This is a genomic window from Rhizobium sp. WYJ-E13 (assembly GCF_018987265.1).
Lineage (GTDB): Bacteria > Pseudomonadota > Alphaproteobacteria > Rhizobiales > Rhizobiaceae > Rhizobium.
In genome coordinates, this window is record NZ_CP076854.1 from 121,954 (window position 1) to 140,196 (window position 18,243).

Below are 18,243 nucleotides of genomic sequence, written 5' to 3' on the forward strand. Positions count from 1 at the left end.
GATGTTACCGGGCTTTTTCCAGCACAATGGCAATCAGCGCGTAGACACCCGCAAGCGCCCAGAGGTCCAGAAAAGCCTGCCTGACATCCGGCAGCGACGCACCCAGCTGCGAAACCTCGACGATCCCGGCAATTGCGGTCGAGCTTGGCAGCAGCAGCGCGATCGTTCTGAGCGGATCGGGCACGGCCTCGATCGGCCATGTGAAGCCGGCTAGAAAGATGAAGGGCAGGCCGAGGGCACCGCCGACGAGCTGCACCACGACAGGGTCCCGGAAGAGCCTCGCGATGACCAGGCCGAGCGCGGACACGGACAGAACGAAAGGGATTGAAAAGACCATAACCGTCCAGAGCGATCCGAGCCGTGGAATGCCGTACAGATAGGGCAGCACGATCAGGTAGAAGGGCAGAACCGCCGCTTCCACAACGAGATAGGCCAGCATCTTGCCGATGACCGTCGATATGGAACCGGATGAGGGGGATGTCCGGCTTGACGCGGCGGGTTGCCCCCCGATCGTTCCGAGCAGCCCGACGCCCATCAGCAATGTCTGCTGCAAGATCAGCGCCAGTGCGGCAGGCAGGATGTAGGTCGCGTAGCCACCCTGCGGATTGAATAGCGCTACCGCGGTCAGCGGCATCGGATCGGACGCTGCGGCTGCGATGACCGGATCGACCCTCATTCCGATCAGCCGCGCCGTCTCCACCTCGGCACCGAATGCTCGGGCCACCGCCGTCACGGTCCCCGATATCCGCTGATAGATGAGGAAATAGCTCGCATCGCCGTACAAGGCGACGGGTGACTGGCGCCCGTGCAGCAGGTCGCGCTCGAAATGCTGCGGTATGACGAGGATGCCATAGAGGCTGCGGGCATAGACTTCGCGCTCGGCGCTCTTCTCGTCGGGCAGGACCGCGGCGATCGCGACATCGCTGGAGGCGTCGAGCCGGCGGGCGAACTGCCTGCTGCTGTCCGTTCCGTCGAGGTCGACCAGCGCGATCGGCACATCGCGAAGGGCCTCGTTGCGATAGGGTTGGGGATAGTAGAGCGCGTAGATCAGCGGACCAATGACGAGCGCGGCCAGCGCCGGCTTGATGGACAGGATCCGCAGCAGCTCTGTGCGAAACATGATGAGGAGAGCTCTCACGTCGTCGCCTCCCGGTGCATGGTATCTTTCACGCGTTCCCGACGAGGGCTTGCCCGCAATGCGATGAGCCTGAGCGCCACAAGGCTTCCAAACACGATCACGAAGATGCCGAGGGAAGCGATCGGCCACCAGGAAAGGTCCACGGGCGTGCCCCGTATCGTCTGGTCGATGCGCGCCATCAGATACCAGGTGCCCGGAATGAGCTTTCCCCATTGATAGGCGAAATCGTTCATGCCGAGGCGCGGAAAGCCGATGCCCATATAGCCGAAGGACGGTGCAAAGATCAGCGTGCCGACGCTGATGGCGCTTGCTGCGGGGCGAAGAACGAGCGCGAGCAGGGTGCCGATCAGCTGCGTCGCAAGAATGAAGAGCACCGCCGCGAGAAGCAGGATGTAGCGGCTTCCTCGCAGAGGCATTTCGAAGACGCTGAAGAGCACGGCGTCGGAAATCCCGAGGACGACCAGGAAGAGCAGGGTGTAGGGCAGAATCTTGCCTGCGATCGCCGGCCACAGCCCGCCCCCAAGGCGCCGCATTACCCGGAAGCGGTGGGGTGTGGCGGCATCGCGGCCGACGGTATAGGCCATGGTCGTCACGATGATCACCTGCAGAACGGCGGGCAGCAGCGCCGCGAGAAGGAAGTGGGCGTAGTTCAGCGTCGGGTTGAACAGCGGATTTGCCTGGACCGGCACCGGCACAAGGTCGGCGCGGGCGGCATCGACGGGCTCGCCCTCGGCGGTGCGCAGCTGAAGGCGGATGCCGGCCTCGACGGAGGGGACCGCCGCGCTGACGCCGCGAAGCGTGAGGTTGCCGATGGTCAGCGTCTGGATGTTGTAGAAGAAGACGACTTCGGGGCGCCGCCCCGCGAAGACATCCCGCTCGAGATGCTCCGGCAGGTACAGCAGCCCATGCATCTTGCCGCTCAGGATGAGCTTGCGGCCTTCGGAAAGATCCGCCACCCGGAACGCCACGGCAGTGTCTGGCGTCGCATCCACGGTGCGGACGATGGTGCGCGACAGGTCGCTCCCATCCAGATCGAGAACGGCAATGGGAAGCCGCGTGGCGAGCCCGGCGCTGAAGACGATGCCGAGCAGTCCCATCAGCAGCAGAGGCAGACCAACGGTCACAAAGATCAGGAAAGGCGTTCGGTAGAACCGGTCGAACTCCCGTCTGAACGCCAACAGAAAGCCTGGCCGCAAGTCGCGCCGCGACGCCATCTCACAGGCCCTCGAAAGGCCATGACGCCAGGACGCTCATTCCGGGCCGAAGGCCCGCAGGCGGGGTGACGGGTTCCGCGCGAACCTCGAAGGTCCGAAGGTCGAAATCGCCCGTCGCACGCGTCGCTCTCCAGGTGGCATACTGGCCCTGCGCGTTCAGCACCGTGACCTTGACCTCGACCTTGTCAGGACCGAGGGCAGGGACCGTGACGTAGAAATGGTCGCCGATCTTCAGCCCCTTGAGCAGATCCTCGCGAAGATTGAAGGTGAACCACGGGTGGTCGATATCGACGATGGCAAACAGCGGCGCACCCGCCGAGAAATTCTCTCCCAGCTCGGCAACGCGCGTCGTCACCTGTCCCGAGATGGAAGAGTGTATCGTCAGTTCGCCGACGTCGACCTGCTGTTGGTTCAGCGATGCGCGCGCCTGCTCGACCTGCGTGGCTGCCAGGGCCTTTTCCTCCTTGCTGGCGCCGGCGATGGCAAGCCGGAGGTTCGCATCCGCGGATTCCTTTTTGCGGATGGCGGCATCGAGGTTTCTGCTCGCCTGATCGACCAGCGCCTGGCTGGAGGCGCCGGTGCTGATGAGTCTCGCCTGCCGCGCCGACTCTTCCTGATAAAGCACCACATCGGCATTTGCGGCGGCCAGTTCCGCCTTGGCCGCGTCGATCGTCTCCGGCCGGGTGCTGTTGACGCGGACGAGGTCCGCCTCGGAGACGGCGAGGGCGGCTTCCGCCATATGCATGGATGCCATCAGCTGCGGGCTTTCCAGGGTGGCGATGACGTCGCCCTGCTTGACCATGTCGCCGACTTCGAGGTTGAGCTTCGCGACGCGCCCGCCGACGCGCGGGCTGATATCCACCCGATTTGCGGAAACTTCGCCTTGGACGACCAGTGGTGGCGGCCGCGTTGCAAACCAGAGAAGCACACCAAGCGCTGCAAGGACACAAATTCCAACGAGTGCTCTAACCGCCTTCTTCATCTGTTTCTTATGCCCTCTTCTGACCGCAACCCCTTTGCGGCATATTGAAAAAACACCTGTGTGAGCGGACGCATACCGACCCGGTCAGGCTCGGATTGCGAAAACCGCCTGTTCGGGTTCGATCCCCCGAAGCTTCTCCGTGAATCCTTCCGTGACGAGCCCGGATCCGTCGATGTATGCCCGAACGTCGTCATCCTCCATCACCGCTTCCGTCGCAAGTATTCGGTCGGATGCGATGCCCTGCAGGCGGGAAGCCATGTTGACCGTCTGGCCGAAGTAGTCCTGCCGGTCGTTCATCACGACAGCCAGGCAAGGCCCGCAATGGATACCGATCCGGGCCGACTGCTCGCGGGCGCCGCGCGCAACACTCAACTCCTGCAGTGCTTTCTTCATTGCGACCGCGGCACGAATTCCCTGCAGCGGGGCAGGGAAGGTGGCCATGACGGCGTCGCCGATCGTCTTTACCACTGCCCCGCCTTCGCTTTCGACGATCTGGCCGACGACGCGAAAATAGGCGCGTACGAAGTCGTATGCGGCAAGATCACCGACCCGGCCATAAAGCTGCGTGGACTCCTTGAGATCGATAAACAGGAAGCTCAACCTGGTGATCTTGAAGTGCTGATTGACATCCAGCACGCTGGATCCGTAGAGATCGCGAAAGGCCTGACTCGACATCAGCCGGCTCGCGGTCAGGACCGGCACGCGCCGCGAGACCATTTCCTTCAGCGCCGGTCCAACCTCCCAGAGGATCGGCAGGATTCGTTCGGACGTCAGGTTTTGCACGTCAAGCTTCACCGTTCCGGGCCTGACGCGAACCGTCTCGAACACTCCGCGGCTGCCGTGAACCGAAAACGCGACCTCTTGCATCGCCGCCGTGTCGCTGCCTTCGACCTCCAGAAACCGCGAACTGTGCGTGACGGGGTCGAAGAGCACGGCGGTACCCTCGTGAAGCTCCAGGAAGCGCTCCACGCTCGATCCCGATGACACTTCGAACGCGGCGAGGGCAGCATTTCTGGCGAACGGCTCCAGGTTATCAGGAAGGTCGCTGCCGGAGCTCCAGAAACATTCTCTGGTATATTGCCACAAGGGGAGCCTATCCGGATGGTGAGCGCCGATATTCCGGATTCGGGCATCGACGGTAAAAGTCACCTCCACGGTCTCGTCGAGGTTCGGCTCACAATCCCAGACGCAAAGGGCACAGGCATAGGTCTCGCAACTGACGTCCCGAAGGGAGCCTGCGGCATGAAGGACACCGCCGCAGGTGCTGCAGACCACATTCCACGACAGCTCAAATATCCCGCGCTGCGTTGCGTGCAGAAATCCCGAAATGGTCTCGGTTAGATCGAGCCCGTGCTCTGCGGCGAACTTCAGCGGATTCATTCGATTTAATCGTACATCGGGCGCGGCACGGATAGCTTGCTCAAATGCAGAGACGACATTGTTATCAACGTGCTGTCGCAGACCAGTTCTATCGAACGGGCTGTCCATCACCGACTCGTCGACTGATGTGACGGGTCGCAACGTTTACATCTTCTGGCTATCCAACCCTTGCTTGTGCTCAACGGAATCTTCTGTACCGTTGCTAAGAGATGTTCGCCTACGCCAGCAGAAAGGTTCTGAGATTTCATCGATTTGCCCACGGTCTCAACGCTCACTCAGCCTCGTCGATGCGGGAGAAGGTTCAAGGCACTCTAGGTGCCAAGCGAACGGGCTTCTTGTCGTATGTTGGCTTCAGTAGAAGACCGTTGCTCGTCGAGACAAGATGGCACTTAAGCGATCGCTCAATCGGCGCTGCCCAAAAGTTGAGGAGCATCACGATCTACTCAAGTAGCGTCGCCGAATGGTCACGGACGATGACGCAAAAGCCCGTGGAAGAAAGCAGTAGGGAGCATCCTGAACGTTCGCAATATTACGGGCCGTCGGTCCAGATCCTATCAAGAGCTTTAATTGGGGCGACGCCAGCTCCCGTAACGGATCGCAGAAAGAAAAATAGCTGTGCCCCTTATGCGAGGCGTCCAGCGGTATACTCCCGCGCCAGGGCGATAAATGCCTGGAAGGCGGCGGAAGAATTGCGCCGATTATAGTAGTAGAGGCAAAGCGGCGCGAGGGGCGGCGTCCAGTCGTCGAGGATGCGCACGAGCCGTCCAGCGGCGATGTCCTCGCGGATATCGGCCTCCATAAAATAGCCGATCCCCACACCATTTGTTGCTGCGATGCGTGCCAGGGATGCCTCGTCGAGCGTGATGGGTCCCTCGACGTCGAGCTGCAGTTCCTCGCCGCCCTTGGCGAACCGCCATCTCAGCACCGTGCCATCGGGAAGCCGCCCGCAAACGCAGGGGTGAGAGAGCAGATCCTGAGGCACCTGGGGAACGACCCTGTTTTCACGAAACGCGGGAGATGCGGCAACCGCCATGCGCCGCTCCTTGCCAAGCGGAATAGCGATCGCATCGCTCGGCACCAGATCGGCGCTGCGTACCCCGAGATCGAAGCCCGCCGCCACGACGTCAACAAGCCGTCCCTCGGTGACGATATCGATGTGGACCTGCGGATAGCGTTGGAGATAGCTCAGAACCAGCGGCGACATGATTTCTCGCGCCGCCGTGGCAAAGGCATTGATGCGCAGGACACCGGACGGAACCTCCTGCTGGGAGCGCGCCGTATTCATTGCTTTCTGGATGCCATCAAGCGCTGGTTTGATCTGCGCGACGAAGATCCGACCTGCATAGGTGAGTGAGACGCTGCGCGTGGTGCGATTGCCACAATCGCACGTCAAGCTGACGCTCCAACTTGCCGACAGCATTGCTTATGGCTGTTGTCGAGATACCGAGATCGGTTGCCGCCGCTCGGAACGAGCCGCACCGAACGATGGCAAGCACTGCTTCAAGTTCGGTCAGTGAATGCCGCGTCATTGTTCCGGTTTTCGCAATACCTCATGGCGGTTTGTCTCGCTTATTGGGCGAAAAGTCCAGCGCTAAATTGGCGTCATCACCATCAAGGAGATGACCATGTCACTGAACTTACCCAAGCCCATTGCAGATTATGTCGAGGCGAATGCCCGCCTCGATATCGACGGCATGATGAAGCCGTTCCTGCATGATGCCGTCTTCATCGACAACGGCAAGCGCTACGAGGGAACGGCGCAGATCCGCAAGCTACTTGCGGAGGAAGCCATCGCGGTCAAGGCGATCTTCGAGCCCGATACTGTTCGCGGCGAAGACGGCGATGTCGTGCTCGAAGGTCCCGCCCATGGAGACTTTCCCGGCAGCCCGATCCGCTTCACCTATCGCTTTGAGCTGGCCAACAACGCCATCAAGACCCTGGAGACGACAGTATGAACATCAATGCAGATCCATCCGAGTTCACCGGCAAGCGCGTGCTTGTCAGCGGCGGCACAAAAGGCCTGGGCCGCGCAACGGTCGAGCGTTTCTTGGCCGGCGGTGCGCGTGTTATCACTGCCGCCCGAACGATCAAGGATCAGATAGAGGGCGTTGATTACATTCAGGCAGACCTAACCACGGCGAAGGGCGGCGAAACGCTGGCCAAGGCGGCGCTTGAGCGCCTCGGGGGTATCGATATCCTCGCCCATGTCATCGGTGGCTCGGCAATGCCGCCCGGCGGCTTTGTCGCGCTCACGGATGACCTGTGGCTTTCGGAGTTGAACCTGAACCTTCTCGCGACGGTTCGCCTTGATCGGCTCCTGATCCCTCAGATGATCGAGCGAGGCAATGGCGCAGTGGTTCACGTGACCTCGACCCAATCGAGGCTGCCTCTGCCCGAGTCCACCACCGCCTATGCCGCGGCCAAGGGAGCGCTCAGGACCTACAGCAAATCGATTTCGAAAGAACTGGGTCCAAAGGGTATCCGGGTCAACAACGTCTGCCCTGGCTGGATCATGACCGAGGGCGCCGTCGATCTCGTGAAAGGCATGCAGGCCAGCAATGGCGGCACGTATGAGGAAGCACGGCAAGCGGTCATGGCATGGATAGGTGGTATCCCGATCGGACGTGGAGCGGAGCCGTCTGAGGTCGCCGACCTCATCGCCTACCTTGCCTCCGACCGCGCTGCTGCGATCCATGGCGCCGAGTTCGTCATCGATGGCGGCACGATCAGGACCGTATAGGGTCGTGCGACGGCGTCCGCGAAATGGCGGGCGCCGTGGGTCCGATGAAGCCTTGTCCTCATCGCCAGCGCACGTCATCGATCTCAATCTCGACTGGCAAATGATCGCCACAGCAGCCGATGACGGTATTCCAGAATAACCTTCTGAAAGGAGAAGAACATGCTTGACCACATCACTATCTCCGTACCGGATAAGCGATGCGCTCCGGTACCTCGGCATGACCAAGCGTGACGCCAAAGAAGAACCGCAGGGCACAAACCGTCTGGTTCAAGGCCGGCCATGATAGGCCCGACGACACCAGATGCACCTGAAACGCGCGTACGTCTTCCAGTCCGAGACGGTCTGGCGATCGCCCGAAATAGCGCGAGAACTTCGTCACTGCATGCAAATACGATCGTTGCGTCGCTGGCGAAAGATTGCGGATCGTCATGTCATCGATCATGCGCCGGCGTAGCGGGCTTATCTCTGTCATCGTCATCTCCTGTTCAAAGGTTGGGCTAAAGCAGCCCAATCCTTCAAATCAGAAGCGCATCATGCAAATCCCGCGCTCCAAATGCCGCGAAAGCGGCTTCGTTCAATCCCAAGAGTCCACAGCTCCTAACAGTTGTTTCGGTAATTGCTCGATTTGTCGAGGAACGGCTGGCACTTCTTTGGCGTCAATTCATAACCCGTCGCGCGGTCGCACTTTATCTGGCCAACGGTACCTATTACCGGCTGGGCGTCTCGGGGCAACTTACCAACCCGGACCAGCGGATCGCGGATGACGTACGCGCGTTCACCATCACGACGCTCTCCTTCGTCGTGATGGTTTTTAACGGCACTCTCACGATATTGGCCTTCTCTGGCCTGCTGTGGTCGATCAGCCCTTTGCTGTTTGTCGTCGCAGTTCTCTATGCGGCATGCGGCTCTTGCCTGACGTTTCTCATGGGGCGGCCGCTGATCAATCTGAATTACGATCTACTCGATAAGGAGGCCGATTTCCGCTCCAGCCTCATTCATCTACGGGAGAACGCCGAGCCAATCCTCTTGGCACGCGCCGAGGAGCGGCAGAACATCCTCTTGTCGCATCGACTTGAGGCTTTGGCCGCCAATTTCGCTGGATTACCGCGGTGAATCGCAATGTGGGATTTTTCACCACCGGCTACAATTGGCTGATCCAGATCATTCCGGCCCTGATCATCGCTCCCGCCTTCATAAGTGGAGAAATCGAGTTTAGTGTGATCACCCAGTCTGGCGCTGCCTTTGCGATGCTCGTTGGCGCTTTTTCATTGATCGTCACCCAGTATCAATCGATCTCGACATTCGCCGCAGTGGTCGCCCGGCTCAACTCCTTACCGGAGGCAATTGAAAGATCGCAAACAATCGCGGAGCCAGCCATCGAGTTTGTCGAACGAGAAGGGTCTTTGGCCTATGACCGTTTAGCCTTGCTGTCATCGAACGGCGCCCCCCTATTGAAGGAGCTGTCGGTAACGATCCCGGTCGGGACCCTCGTCTTGCTAACCGGACCTAGTCACGCTGCGGGGACGGCTTTGTTCAGAGCGACAGCGGGCATTCCGACGCCGAGCACACGTTACGACAGATACTCGAGCATTCTGAGAACCCGGATGAAAATTCGGACGAGAGAATTTTCCACGTCATGCGCGAGCTCGATCTCGAACGGCTCGTGAGCCTCGCGGGCGGGCTGGATACGGAGCGAGGCTGGGAAATGGAGCTCTCGCTGACCGAGCAGCAGCTTTTGATGGTTGCAAACGTCCTGCTCGCAGCGCCGCGGTTCGTCTTCCTGGATCGAGTGGATACGACCTTGGGTTCTGAACAACTCCGCAAAATACTGCGCCTGCTATCCGAGCGTTCGATGACCTGCGTCAACAACGGCGGAGCCCCCGACTCGTATGATCTTTATCACGCGGTCCTCGAATACGGTGAGGACGGCGGGTGGAAGTGGACATCGAACCGAGCCTGATTCTGACTAACCCTCAAAGCCGAGGGAAGGCGCTGCCGGTTGTGGAAGCCCTTTTGCGCTGCAAGAGTTCAAACAGCGGAGGAACCCCTGGGATGGCCAATGATAAGACGCGTGATCGAAAGTTCAAATGCGGAATGCCTGGGAAGGGCACGGTGCTCGATCAGATCGAAGCGAGCCACCCGCCCGCAAAGCCCGCCTTTTTCAAGCCGGCCAAAATCGGCGGACAGCGGCGCATGATGTTCCACAGCAAGCCCGTCCGGTAGTTCTCGATCGCTAGCACGACCGGTCCCTGGTCGATACCGAAATGATACGGAGATATCCACCATCCGGTGGGACTGTCCTTCACTGCAAATGACTGATTGAATGACGGGTTGAATCCGTAAAGGCGGGTCATTCCAAGGTTCATTTGTGCAAAGTTGCGGATCGTTGGGACGACTATTTCTGGTGCGAACGGCAACGAGGCAACGACAACCGGTAATCCCCCCGTTTTGAACGGGGCTTCGCAGTAGAATTCACGCGGCCATTTTCAGTTTCTGGGCGGGTGTGATGCCGCCGATGCCCATATTGGGCCGTTCGTTGTTGTAGTCCATAGCCACTGCGTGGCGAATTCCTGCGCCTCCTCAATGCTTTCGATGATGTGTTGATCAAGCCATTCATGTCGGACGGTGCGGTTGTAGCGCTCGACATAGGCATTCTGTTGCGGCTTTCCGGGCTGAATGTGGCTCAAGGCAATTCCTTGCTTTTCGGCCCATTCCATCAGTTTGCCGCTGACATACTCAGGTCCGTTATCCACACGAATGGCGAATGGTCTGCCTCGCCATTCGATGATCTGGTTCAGGCTGCGGATGACGCGTTCAGCAGGCAGCGAAAAGTCCACCTCGATGCCCAGTCCCTCGCGGTTGAAGTCGTCCAGGACATTCAACAGTCGGAATTGCCGACCATCCTCCAAACGATCCGCCATGAAATCCATTGACCAGACCAGGTTAGGCGCATCCGGCACAGTCAGAGCGTCGGGTTTGTCCCGCCTCAAACGCTTGCGTGGCTTGATCCTGAGGTTTAACTCCAGCTCGCGGTAGATGCGGTAGACGCGCTTGTGGTTCCAGCGATGTCCTCGGACATTCCGCAGGTATAGAAAGCACAGGCCAAAGCCCCAGGTCTTCTTTGCCCGCGTCAGCCCGATCAGGAGATCGGCGATCTGCTCGTTCTCGTAGTTCAGCTTGGCGCTGTAACGATAGCAGGTCTCGCTGACCTCGAAGGTGCGGCAGGCAAGTGCAATGCTCACCCCGCGCAACGCCACAGCTTTCCCGGCCATCTCTCGGCGTTGAGATGGCCGTGTCATTTTTTTCCCAAAGCCTCCTTCAGCAGTTCCGCCTGCATGCTCATCTCCGCATACATCTTCTTCAGCCGACGGTTCTCATCCTCCAGAGCCTTCATCTGGCTGATCATAGAGGCGTCCATACCGCCATACTTCGAACGCCACTTGTAAAAGGAGGCGGTGCTCATTCCATGTTCCCGGCATAACTCCGGCACCGGAACGCCGCCTTCTGCCTGGCGCAGGATGGCAAGGATTTGGGGTTCGCTAAATCTGCTCGTCTTCATCAAAATCTCCTCGTTCATAAAGCCCGAGAAAATTCTACTTTTGAAGCCCGTTAATTGGCGGGGGGATTACCGCTCGATCGCGATCGGATTCTCACCCTGGCGCAGCTTGGCTTCGTCGATCGCCATGAGGCCGTTCATTTCCTTGGTCCGCCGGGAACAGGCAAAAGCCATCTCGCCACAGCGCTCGGTGTCGAAGCCGTGAAGGCCGGAAAGAGTGTGTATTTTACGACACTCGCCGACCTCATTGGTTCGCTTGCCCGTTCCGAACGAGAAGGCAGACTGCAGGAGCGCATTCGCTTCTTCTGCAGGCCAAGCTTGCTGATTGTTGACGAGATCGGCTACCTGCCGGTCGTCCAAGGCGGCGGCAATCTCTTCTTTCAGCTCGTCAATGCCCGATATGAACGTGGTGCGATGATCCTTACGCCAAACCGCGGCTTCGCGGAATGGGGCGATGTGTTCGGAGACCCCGTCGTCGCCACCGCGCTGCTCGACAGATTGCTTCACCATGCCGTCGTCGTGCAGATCGAAGGATCCAGCTATCGGCTGCGGCAGCATGCCGAGCTGATGGCGGAGCATGTCCGGTCCAAAGCCTTGATCGCACCCCCGGCGTTCGCGCCACCTCAAAAGACACGCGGTCGGCCGCCCAAAAATACCCCATTCGCCTTGTCGTCCACGTCGGCATAAATGGGGAATTTTACCTCGGCACAATTGGGGAAAATTCACACGGCATTGACACCCGCGATCACGTGGCAGATAGAACCTCCCATTATTTTTGAACCGCCCCAGGTTTCTGGACCAGCGGAGGCTGGAGTTTTTCGGCTTCTTCAGGGAGGCGGGCTGGTTGCGCGTCCCGTATCCATCAGTGCGATCGGGACCTTGTCGCCGATCGCACCATGTGGCCGAACCTCATTGTAATCCCTGCGCCAATCCTCCATCTTTTCGCGGGCATCCGCAAGGGTCAGGAACCAGTGTTGGTTCAGGCATTCCGACCGGAAGCGGCCGTTGAACGCCTCGATGAAGGCGTTATCGGTCGGCTTACCAGGGCGCGAGAAGTCCAATGTCACACCTTTGGCGTAGGCCCAGAGGTCGAGATCGCGTGACACGAACTCCGTCCCCTGGTCGACACAGATCGTCGTGGGATAGCCAACCTGACGGCACACCCGTTCGAGCGTCTGCACGACATCTTCTCCGCGATAGCTATGCCGCGGATCAAGCACCGGCACATATCGTGAGAAAGTATGAACCACCGTCAGGACACGCAGTTTCTTGCCGGTGGCCAGTTGGTCGTGCACGAAGTCCATCGTAACCGGTGTGCCAGTCTCACGTTGTCTTCCCCACCTTGATCTGTGATCGGCTTTCCATGGATGAGCAACGGGAGTTTCTCCATGGAGAGTACATTGGAGGTTCTCACGACCAGGAAGTCTGGACGTGAGGTTCACCGGCACTGGCCGGACGAGATCAAGGCGCAGATCGTTTCGAAGAGCCTTCGGCCGGCGCAAGATAAGCCCTTGAAATACGGGGGCTTGATGGTTTTGGAGAAGCTTACTTTTTAAGCGTGAGCTTCGGCTTCACGATAATGGTCTTCTTCTTGGGTGCTTCGATCTGCGCCTTAGCCTTCGCCTTCTTTGCCGCCTTTGCCTTCTGCAAGTCCAGTGACACGGTAGCCTGCGAGATACCCAAGATATCGGCAATCGCTGATTGGGAAAGGCGGTCAGCGTCAAGATCCACGATGATCTCCCGGCGCTCGGACGGATCAACGTCGCCTTTATTGTAAACCATCATCTGGCGAAAGTTGCCGTTGGTTCGGAATCTTTGGGTAATGACACGGCCGTCGCGCTTCTCGACATGCACCGACATAAAATCCGAGACACCTGATATATTGAATTTGTCGCCAGGGGAAATCCCAAAAGCGTCCATCAATAACTCCATTGATTGAGCATCAGCCGCCGAAGAGACTGGTTTTCTTTTGAGGCCTTTGGCTATCACGGTGGCTTCTCCAATCTATCGCATTTCGAATTCATCAAATTAATGGATATCTATTAACATAATGAATCCCATTATGTCAACGCGTCGTTGAGAATTCCTGCGCCCGAACACATCTTGCTTAAAAACTGAACGGAGATTGAAGTGGATGGATTATCGGCCGCCTGCCGGCATCGTAAATTTAACGGCAAAGGCGCCAGACCATGACGCCTTTGCCGTTAAATTTACGATGCCCATAGAAAAAGCCATCAGCGAAGGCTACACCTTCGGCGTCTAGCTCAAGCGCCTTGTTACCGAAGCTGTCGTCGATCAGCCGGACGAAATCGCCTGCAGTCAGCTTTCCGTCCTCTAGAATCACGACCTGGACACCTTGGGTCTCGTCGTCAGCCACTAGACAAACGCGTGGATAGCCCGACGTCGCTGCGCACGCGATACCGCTGACGTCCTCAGATTTCTTGCTATCCGATCCATCGAGATTCTTCGGTTTGCCGATCAGTTTTCCGCTGACCTTCTAGGGCTGCGACTCAGCTGCGTGTCCAAGTATTCCCCCGCTCAAGCCGATGCCGGCAGACAGGAAGGTCACAAGAAGTGCCGACCAAAATTTGCGAGGTTTACTTGCGCCGCTCATCGCACACCCGAATCCTGATCTACAAGCCATAGCCTTTCAGTGCTTTGCCATGTTAAACGGGTCGGAGGAATGATGCGTGCACGAACCCATCCGCGCCACCGTCACTCGTTGCATCAACTTGAGCCCAGTCTCCGATCCGAGAAAGAACGGCAACTCTAGCACCGAATGGAAGTGACGATGTAACGTCAAACTCCGTTCCCGGACCGCTGCGCAGGCGGAGGCCACCGCTTGCAATCACCACCTGATCGTTGCTCGCAAAGCTTCCTTGTGAAGCATTGCTTCCTCCGTGTTCGTGATGGTCGTCTGCAACAACTAGGTCAGGCGCGGCAATGTCTTTTAGGTCCCGTGCATACTGAGTCACCTTTGTAAGAAAGGCTTCCCAGCCCCCGGTCCGCTCTCGCAACACGCGGGGGCAATTTTTGCCGGTCCAATAATGATGCTGAACGATCCCCTTAGGCACAGCGATGCGATTTTGATACGCGAGAACCGCCGTCAAAAGAGCGGCGCAGTCATAGGCGACCTGCGTGTCGAGTTCAGGGTTCATGCAAATCTCGATGCCTATACTGGACGCGTTACCAGTGTGAGATCCTGCATGCCAGCCGACCTCATTAGTTGGCAAACTCTGGTAAACCGGTCCATCATCGACAGTGAAGTGCCAGGAGACCTGGCGTGCCCTGGCGTCCGCACCTTTCTGATACTTAGCGTGCGCTGCCGCATTAGCCCCCGGCTGATCGTTGTCTGTGTTATGAATTGTGATCATGCTCGGCGAAAGCTTAGTACCGGGCCTGTTCGAGTTGCCTTCAGGGATATAGTCCCTGATAATGTTCAAATGGGTATAAGCCTCATCTATTCTCATATAGCCGCTCCCGTCATGGTGCTGCGCAGTCAAAGGATAGGAAATGGCAACGCCGCGTTGATGCTCATTCTCAAAGTGGCGATCACAGCATCAAAGAACTTCTGAATGGCAGCCAGAGTGGCTTCAGTTGCCTGTGCAACCATCATGTGAAAGAAGAAAGCTGCGGCTTTTGCCGAATTTACACCTTCTTCAGCCGTCATGTCTCCCATAGCTACGCCGCCGGCTGCATCGATAACGGCCTGCGTGTACGCTCTTATATAGAATTTCGAAGCCTGCTGAATTTTCGACCACAAATCTCCCCCAATCTTTGTTGCTTCGCCTATAATGGCCTTCGATAGACTGCTAACAGTTGAGCTCAAATCTGACATCGAATCCTCCTCTGCTCCTGTGGTCCGCACACTCACTTAGTAAGAGAAAACGTCGAAATTGCCCCAAGAATAGCGTTTTGTAGTTGCCCGCCATAATTCTGAGCCTCGCCAGGTTTCAATACTCCGTCATTCCTGTGTCCATAGTTCAACTGGTCCAGATAGTACCGAACGCCGTACAGCTGGTATTCTCTGCAGTCGAAGCTTTGGTAATCCTGAGGCAGGGGGCCGATGCTGGATGGGAGTTGTGAAAAAGCCAACAACGCTTTGCTACCTGGGCAAGGGGCGCGCGCTCGCGTCTTAGCGGCTCGCTCTGAAAGCCGGTCTAGAACATTATACGATGCGGCATAATATTCGACGGTTTCCCTTGATTTGTAGATGCGCTCTGGGCCACCCGCTTTTGCGGCTGCCGTAAACTTAGCAGTATCCTCGGAGAATTTGTTAAGGCTCTGATCGAAGGTACTGTCGTATGGCGCTACAGCCGAAATGCATCCAGACGTCGCCAATGCAAAAATCAGGATGGCGACAATAGACGATATTCTTTTTGCCGCTATTTGCACCTAACGATCCCCTCAATGCATCGTGTCCAGCGAAGTATGAGGCTACGTTCGCGCTTTTGCTTTGCGCGGTAGCTATATACATACTCTTTGCTATGCGACTTTCACTATTATCTTAGTATCAATACTAGATCATGGGAAATACTGCAAGGTGTGTTTTATTTTTTTTACACCTTGTGCGATGTAAAATTTTTGCGTAAGCTCGCAGTAAATAGAATATCATCATGGCGTGTTAATTTAATTTGAAAGATCTCGTGGCGCAAGTATTTTTCAAATGTAAGGACAAAGAGATTATTTTGCCAAGCGGATGATGATCACATTTTTAAACAACGAATAATATCGTCACTTTAATTCGGTCTTGAATTTTCGGGTGCGTAAAAATAGCAGCATCGTACTGCAACGGAGTTGGCGCTCTGTCGGAAAGAGTACAGAATTATGACAGCTCTACACTGAGGGGGATACCTATAATGAGTGACACGTCCGGCGACTATCTTATTAAGCTGGCGGAGGAGCGTGGCAAGCTTTCTCGCCTGGTCATGGGCGGAGCTGCTTGGATGATAGGCGGCGCTCTCGTTGTCTCAAGCATAGGCCTTGGGGTGTGGGCCTTTGCGAAGCAGCCTGAACTCACTCCGTTGGTCAACATTTTCGACAAACTCGTCACCGGCATCTTGGCGCTGGTGGGGGCGTGGGTTGGAGCCGTGATCGCCTTCTATTTCGCACGCGACAATTTCGAATCCGCCAGTACGCAAGCGCAGAAATCGTTCGGCATGTTACAAAACGAGCAGCTTGCTGCCATCAAGGTGACCGATCCCGGCGTGATGATCGACGTGTCGACCGCTTTGAAGACAGAATTAGACCCCGGCGATTTCGACGCAACGGTTCTTCAAACTGCGTTCATCGCGCCGATGGCGGCGAAGGGCTACAAGCGCATGCCGATCATCGGTAAGTCGGATGGCGTCGGGCTCGGAGTCCTGCATTTAAGCACGATCAACGAATATCTAGTGAAGCTGGCGGTGAAGTCGGCGGCGCCTCCACCGCCACCGCCTCCAGGTCGCATACCAACGGTCGAGGACGCAACGCTCGGCGATCTGGCCAAGTCGCTCTCCACTGGCGCCACCCTGCAAAGTTCGGTTGCCTTCGTGCCGCGGACTGCGACGCTTCTCGATGTGCAGATTGCAATGAAGGGCCAGAACGATTCACAAGGCAAATTAGGCATGGGGTGCGAGGACGTCTTTGTTACGAGCACAGGCGACTCAAAGGAGAAGGTGATCGGGTGGATCACGAATGTAACACTTCGCGAGAAGGCTGCTTTCGCCGGTTGATGACCTCCCGTTTCGTAGAGCATTGCGAAAACACAGATGCAAGGTAGGGAGCAGCGTTTAACTGCATTGATATCATTTAAATTCAACTACGATAGCATCTTGCTTACTCACTGAATTGGGCAAGAAACGCGCAGTCGATGGGGGTGCTGCCGAGAGGCACAGCAACTTAGCGACGCCTGAACCATTCAGGCAGTTTTTCGTCGGTCGCGAGGTCCAGTTCAAGTTTCGTCTTTCCTCGATCCGCACTGATTCCCACTGTGAACGCGCCATAGGCATGGCAGTCCTTCAGAGTCGCCCTGCCGTTATTTGCGCGGACCAGTTGGACAGGTTCTGCGAAGGTCGGATGCAGATAGAACGTAACGTCCCCCTCAAGCGCTTTGGCATCGGTTTGATCAACAATCAGATCCAACATCAATGTCTGGCGGTTAATCCCCCCAGGTCTCCGAACCACCCTCAAGCGCCGTCCGTTTGCCTCCGCCTTGCCGCCGAATTGGCCCTTGTTTGGGTCCCCTGGATCTATGTCCCTGCTGCGTTCCGCAGCGCTCATGGGAGATGGCGTGGACTTTGATGGCATCGGCGATAGGGCTTGAAGCAGGTGGACCAAGTGGGCGTATGGGTCTCCTTCATCCCTAGCATAACTGTAGAAAATCGGCTCAATCCCGAACTTTCCGCGCATGCGCTCGCGATATACTTCTCTTTCCTCCTCCGATCCGTAGCCGAGGATTGCGTAGTGGCAGGGTGGAGTAGTTTTCAGGCGAGCCGTCACCTCTCTCATTAGATTCGCAAAGTCGGGATCGCTCATGGAAAACCCGATGAATACCACCGGGTGCGTCATGAAAATCGCGAGCAGCTTCCTCCGCGCATCGTCGCTTTTTATGTAGCGATCGACGTAAGAGCTCTCCGTTAGGACTGCATGCTGAGGAACATCATAGCGACCGTGAAGGTAGACGACGCTTCGTGGAGTATCGGATCGAGACAGACCAATCAGGAAGGCCGACAGCGCAACAGCATCCTCCCACCGGACGACGTTCGCTTGCTCGCCTCGACTCCGAAGGCAGAGTTCGATGCAAGGATCATAGTTTGTTGTCAAGAAATGCTTGAACGGCAGTGAAGCGATTGTTGGGTGCGGCTCCACGGGTGATCCGTTGGGGCTGAAGCGATCTTTCATATACTGACTAAAGCGTTTCGCTCCTATAGCTCTGGCGTGAACCTCGGCTTCCCAAGCAGGGTCGCCCTTTAGAGCTTCTTTGCGTTTTGGGATTTGCGCTTTCGGCCCGGCTTCAGCTTCGAGTTCCTCCATCAGTGCAGTCCAACTGGGGTATGCGGAATTTAAACTAGCGCCTGAGCCAACAAGCGCCAACGGTGGGTGAGCACTTGCGAGTTGGTCGCGAAGATTATTGTAGGCTTCGTTACGCTCAAACGGCTCAAATATCGAACGCATCAGCTTCCATCCTTTCAACGTCCATAGCAGTCTATTGTAGAAGTATCCGGCGCGGCCACGAGACCGAAAGCGATGACG

At 57.3% G+C, this 18,243-nt stretch carries 16 protein-coding genes and 6 pseudogenes; 7 read left to right on the plus strand and 15 right to left on the minus strand.

Annotated features, from left to right (window positions below):
- Positions 1-4 precede the first annotated feature (4 nt).
- From KQ933_RS22110 to KQ933_RS22130, 5 genes and pseudogenes are all read right to left on the minus strand, one after another.
- Positions 5-1,138: an ABC transporter permease gene (locus KQ933_RS22110; protein ID WP_216760003.1), complete on the minus strand. Its 1,134-nt coding sequence runs from the start codon at positions 1,136-1,138 to the stop codon at positions 5-7.
- Positions 1,135-2,316, minus strand: a complete 1,182-nt coding sequence (locus tag KQ933_RS22115; RefSeq protein ID WP_367882540.1) for an ABC transporter permease — start codon at positions 2,314-2,316, stop codon at positions 1,135-1,137. Before KQ933_RS22115 ends, KQ933_RS22110 begins: the two co-directional genes overlap by 4 nt.
- A gap of 37 nt (positions 2,317-2,353) precedes the next feature.
- Positions 2,354-3,334 (minus strand): HlyD family secretion protein, encoded by a 981-nt coding sequence (locus tag KQ933_RS22120; protein ID WP_216760005.1) that lies wholly within the window; start codon positions 3,332-3,334, stop codon positions 2,354-2,356.
- Between the two features lie 84 nt (positions 3,335-3,418).
- A complete protein-coding gene (locus KQ933_RS22125) occupies positions 3,419-4,822 on the minus strand; it encodes an adenylate/guanylate cyclase domain-containing protein (protein WP_216760006.1) in 1,404 nt (467 codons plus the stop codon).
- A gap of 514 nt (positions 4,823-5,336) precedes the next feature.
- Positions 5,337-6,243: pseudogene (locus tag KQ933_RS22130) on the minus strand (LysR family transcriptional regulator).
- Between the two features lie 96 nt (positions 6,244-6,339).
- Here KQ933_RS22130 and KQ933_RS22135 point away from each other — a divergent pair.
- Positions 6,340-6,669, plus strand: coding sequence for a nuclear transport factor 2 family protein (locus KQ933_RS22135; RefSeq protein WP_216760007.1), 330 nt, complete (start codon positions 6,340-6,342; stop codon positions 6,667-6,669).
- The gene (locus tag KQ933_RS22140) at positions 6,666-7,454 is read left to right on the plus strand and encodes an SDR family oxidoreductase (RefSeq protein WP_216760008.1); all 789 of its coding nucleotides are present in this window, start codon (positions 6,666-6,668) and stop codon (positions 7,452-7,454) included. The genes KQ933_RS22135 and KQ933_RS22140 overlap by 4 nt, the downstream gene beginning before the upstream one ends.
- Before the next feature lie 190 nt (positions 7,455-7,644).
- On the opposite strand, the pseudogene KQ933_RS22145 reads toward KQ933_RS22140, so the two are convergent.
- Positions 7,645-7,926, minus strand: a pseudogene (locus KQ933_RS22145) (site-specific integrase); the annotation flags it as partial.
- A 167-nt stretch (positions 7,927-8,093) separates the two neighbouring features.
- Here KQ933_RS22145 and KQ933_RS33505 point away from each other — a divergent pair.
- The 3 genes from KQ933_RS33505 to KQ933_RS33515 are packed head-to-tail and all read left to right on the plus strand — an operon-like array spanning position 8,094 to position 9,414.
- Entirely contained in the window at positions 8,094-8,567 is a 474-nt protein-coding gene (locus KQ933_RS33505) for an SbmA/BacA-like family transporter (RefSeq protein ID WP_253958448.1), read from the plus strand.
- Positions 8,564-9,121, plus strand: a complete 558-nt coding sequence (locus tag KQ933_RS33510) for an SbmA/BacA-like family transporter (protein ID WP_253958388.1) — start codon at positions 8,564-8,566, stop codon at positions 9,119-9,121. The genes KQ933_RS33505 and KQ933_RS33510 overlap by 4 nt, the downstream gene beginning before the upstream one ends.
- Entirely contained in the window at positions 9,091-9,414 is a 324-nt protein-coding gene (locus tag KQ933_RS33515) for a hypothetical protein (protein ID WP_253958389.1), read from the plus strand. The genes KQ933_RS33510 and KQ933_RS33515 overlap by 31 nt, the downstream gene beginning before the upstream one ends.
- Before the next feature lie 160 nt (positions 9,415-9,574).
- Here KQ933_RS33515 and KQ933_RS22155 read toward each other — a convergent pair.
- Positions 9,575-9,886, minus strand: a pseudogene (locus KQ933_RS22155) (glucoamylase family protein); the annotation flags it as partial.
- Positions 9,887-9,926: 40 nt separating this feature from the next.
- Positions 9,927-11,013: pseudogene (locus KQ933_RS22160) on the minus strand (IS3 family transposase).
- A gap of 72 nt (positions 11,014-11,085) precedes the next feature.
- On the opposite strand from KQ933_RS22160, the pseudogene istB reads away from it, so the two are divergent.
- Positions 11,086-11,697 (plus strand): annotated as a pseudogene (istB, locus tag KQ933_RS22165) (IS21-like element helper ATPase IstB); the annotation flags it as partial.
- A 140-nt stretch (positions 11,698-11,837) separates the two neighbouring features.
- Here the strand turns inward: istB and KQ933_RS22170 are convergent.
- From KQ933_RS22170 to KQ933_RS22195, 6 genes and pseudogenes are all read right to left on the minus strand, one after another.
- Positions 11,838-12,314, minus strand: a pseudogene (locus KQ933_RS22170) (integrase core domain-containing protein); the annotation flags it as partial.
- 241 nt (positions 12,315-12,555) lie between these two features.
- Positions 12,556-12,999, minus strand: a complete 444-nt coding sequence (locus KQ933_RS22175; RefSeq protein WP_216760009.1) for a hypothetical protein — start codon at positions 12,997-12,999, stop codon at positions 12,556-12,558.
- Between the two features lie 178 nt (positions 13,000-13,177).
- Positions 13,178-13,387, minus strand: coding sequence for a hypothetical protein (locus KQ933_RS22180; RefSeq protein WP_216760010.1), 210 nt, complete (start codon positions 13,385-13,387; stop codon positions 13,178-13,180).
- Positions 13,388-13,676: 289 nt separating this feature from the next.
- Positions 13,677-14,480: an N-acetylmuramoyl-L-alanine amidase gene (locus KQ933_RS22185; protein ID WP_216760011.1), complete on the minus strand. Its 804-nt coding sequence runs from the start codon at positions 14,478-14,480 to the stop codon at positions 13,677-13,679.
- Between the two features lie 29 nt (positions 14,481-14,509).
- Complete coding sequence (locus tag KQ933_RS22190; protein ID WP_216760012.1) at positions 14,510-14,848, minus strand: hypothetical protein; 339 nt, start codon at positions 14,846-14,848, stop codon at positions 14,510-14,512.
- Between the two features lie 32 nt (positions 14,849-14,880).
- The gene (locus KQ933_RS22195; RefSeq protein WP_216760013.1) at positions 14,881-15,405 is read right to left on the minus strand and encodes a hypothetical protein; all 525 of its coding nucleotides are present in this window, start codon (positions 15,403-15,405) and stop codon (positions 14,881-14,883) included.
- A gap of 464 nt (positions 15,406-15,869) precedes the next feature.
- Between KQ933_RS22195 and KQ933_RS22200 the strand changes: the two genes are divergently transcribed.
- Complete coding sequence (locus tag KQ933_RS22200) at positions 15,870-16,724, plus strand: hypothetical protein (protein ID WP_216760014.1); 855 nt, start codon at positions 15,870-15,872, stop codon at positions 16,722-16,724.
- Positions 16,725-16,890: 166 nt separating this feature from the next.
- Here KQ933_RS22200 and KQ933_RS22205 read toward each other — a convergent pair whose 3' ends face one another.
- Positions 16,891-18,165 carry an SIR2 family protein gene (locus tag KQ933_RS22205; protein ID WP_216760015.1) on the minus strand — a complete coding sequence of 425 codons (1,275 nt, stop codon included), beginning with the start codon at positions 18,163-18,165 and terminating at the stop codon, positions 16,891-16,893.
- Positions 18,166-18,243 lie beyond the last annotated feature (78 nt).

Excerpts from the sequence above, each read along its gene's own strand:
- KQ933_RS22140 (WP_216760008.1), top strand. The coding sequence starts at position 6,666 with ATGAACATCAATGCAGATCCATCCGAGTTCACCGGCAAGCGCGTGCTT.
- KQ933_RS22135 (WP_216760007.1), top strand. The coding sequence starts at position 6,340 with ATGTCACTGAACTTACCCAAGCCCATTGCAGATTATGTCGAGGCGAAT.
- KQ933_RS22185 (WP_216760011.1), bottom strand. The coding sequence starts at position 14,480 with ATGAGAATAGATGAGGCTTATACCCATTTGAACATTATCAGGGACTAT.
- KQ933_RS22190 (WP_216760012.1), bottom strand. The coding sequence starts at position 14,848 with ATGTCAGATTTGAGCTCAACTGTTAGCAGTCTATCGAAGGCCATTATA.
- KQ933_RS22120 (WP_216760005.1), bottom strand. The coding sequence starts at position 3,334 with ATGAAGAAGGCGGTTAGAGCACTCGTTGGAATTTGTGTCCTTGCAGCG.
- KQ933_RS22205 (WP_216760015.1), bottom strand. The coding sequence starts at position 18,165 with ATGCGTTCGATATTTGAGCCGTTTGAGCGTAACGAAGCCTACAATAAT.
- KQ933_RS33515 (WP_253958389.1), top strand. The coding sequence starts at position 9,091 with ATGCGCGAGCTCGATCTCGAACGGCTCGTGAGCCTCGCGGGCGGGCTG.
- KQ933_RS22125 (WP_216760006.1), bottom strand. The coding sequence starts at position 4,822 with ATGGACAGCCCGTTCGATAGAACTGGTCTGCGACAGCACGTTGATAAC.
- KQ933_RS22200 (WP_216760014.1), top strand. The coding sequence starts at position 15,870 with ATGAGTGACACGTCCGGCGACTATCTTATTAAGCTGGCGGAGGAGCGT.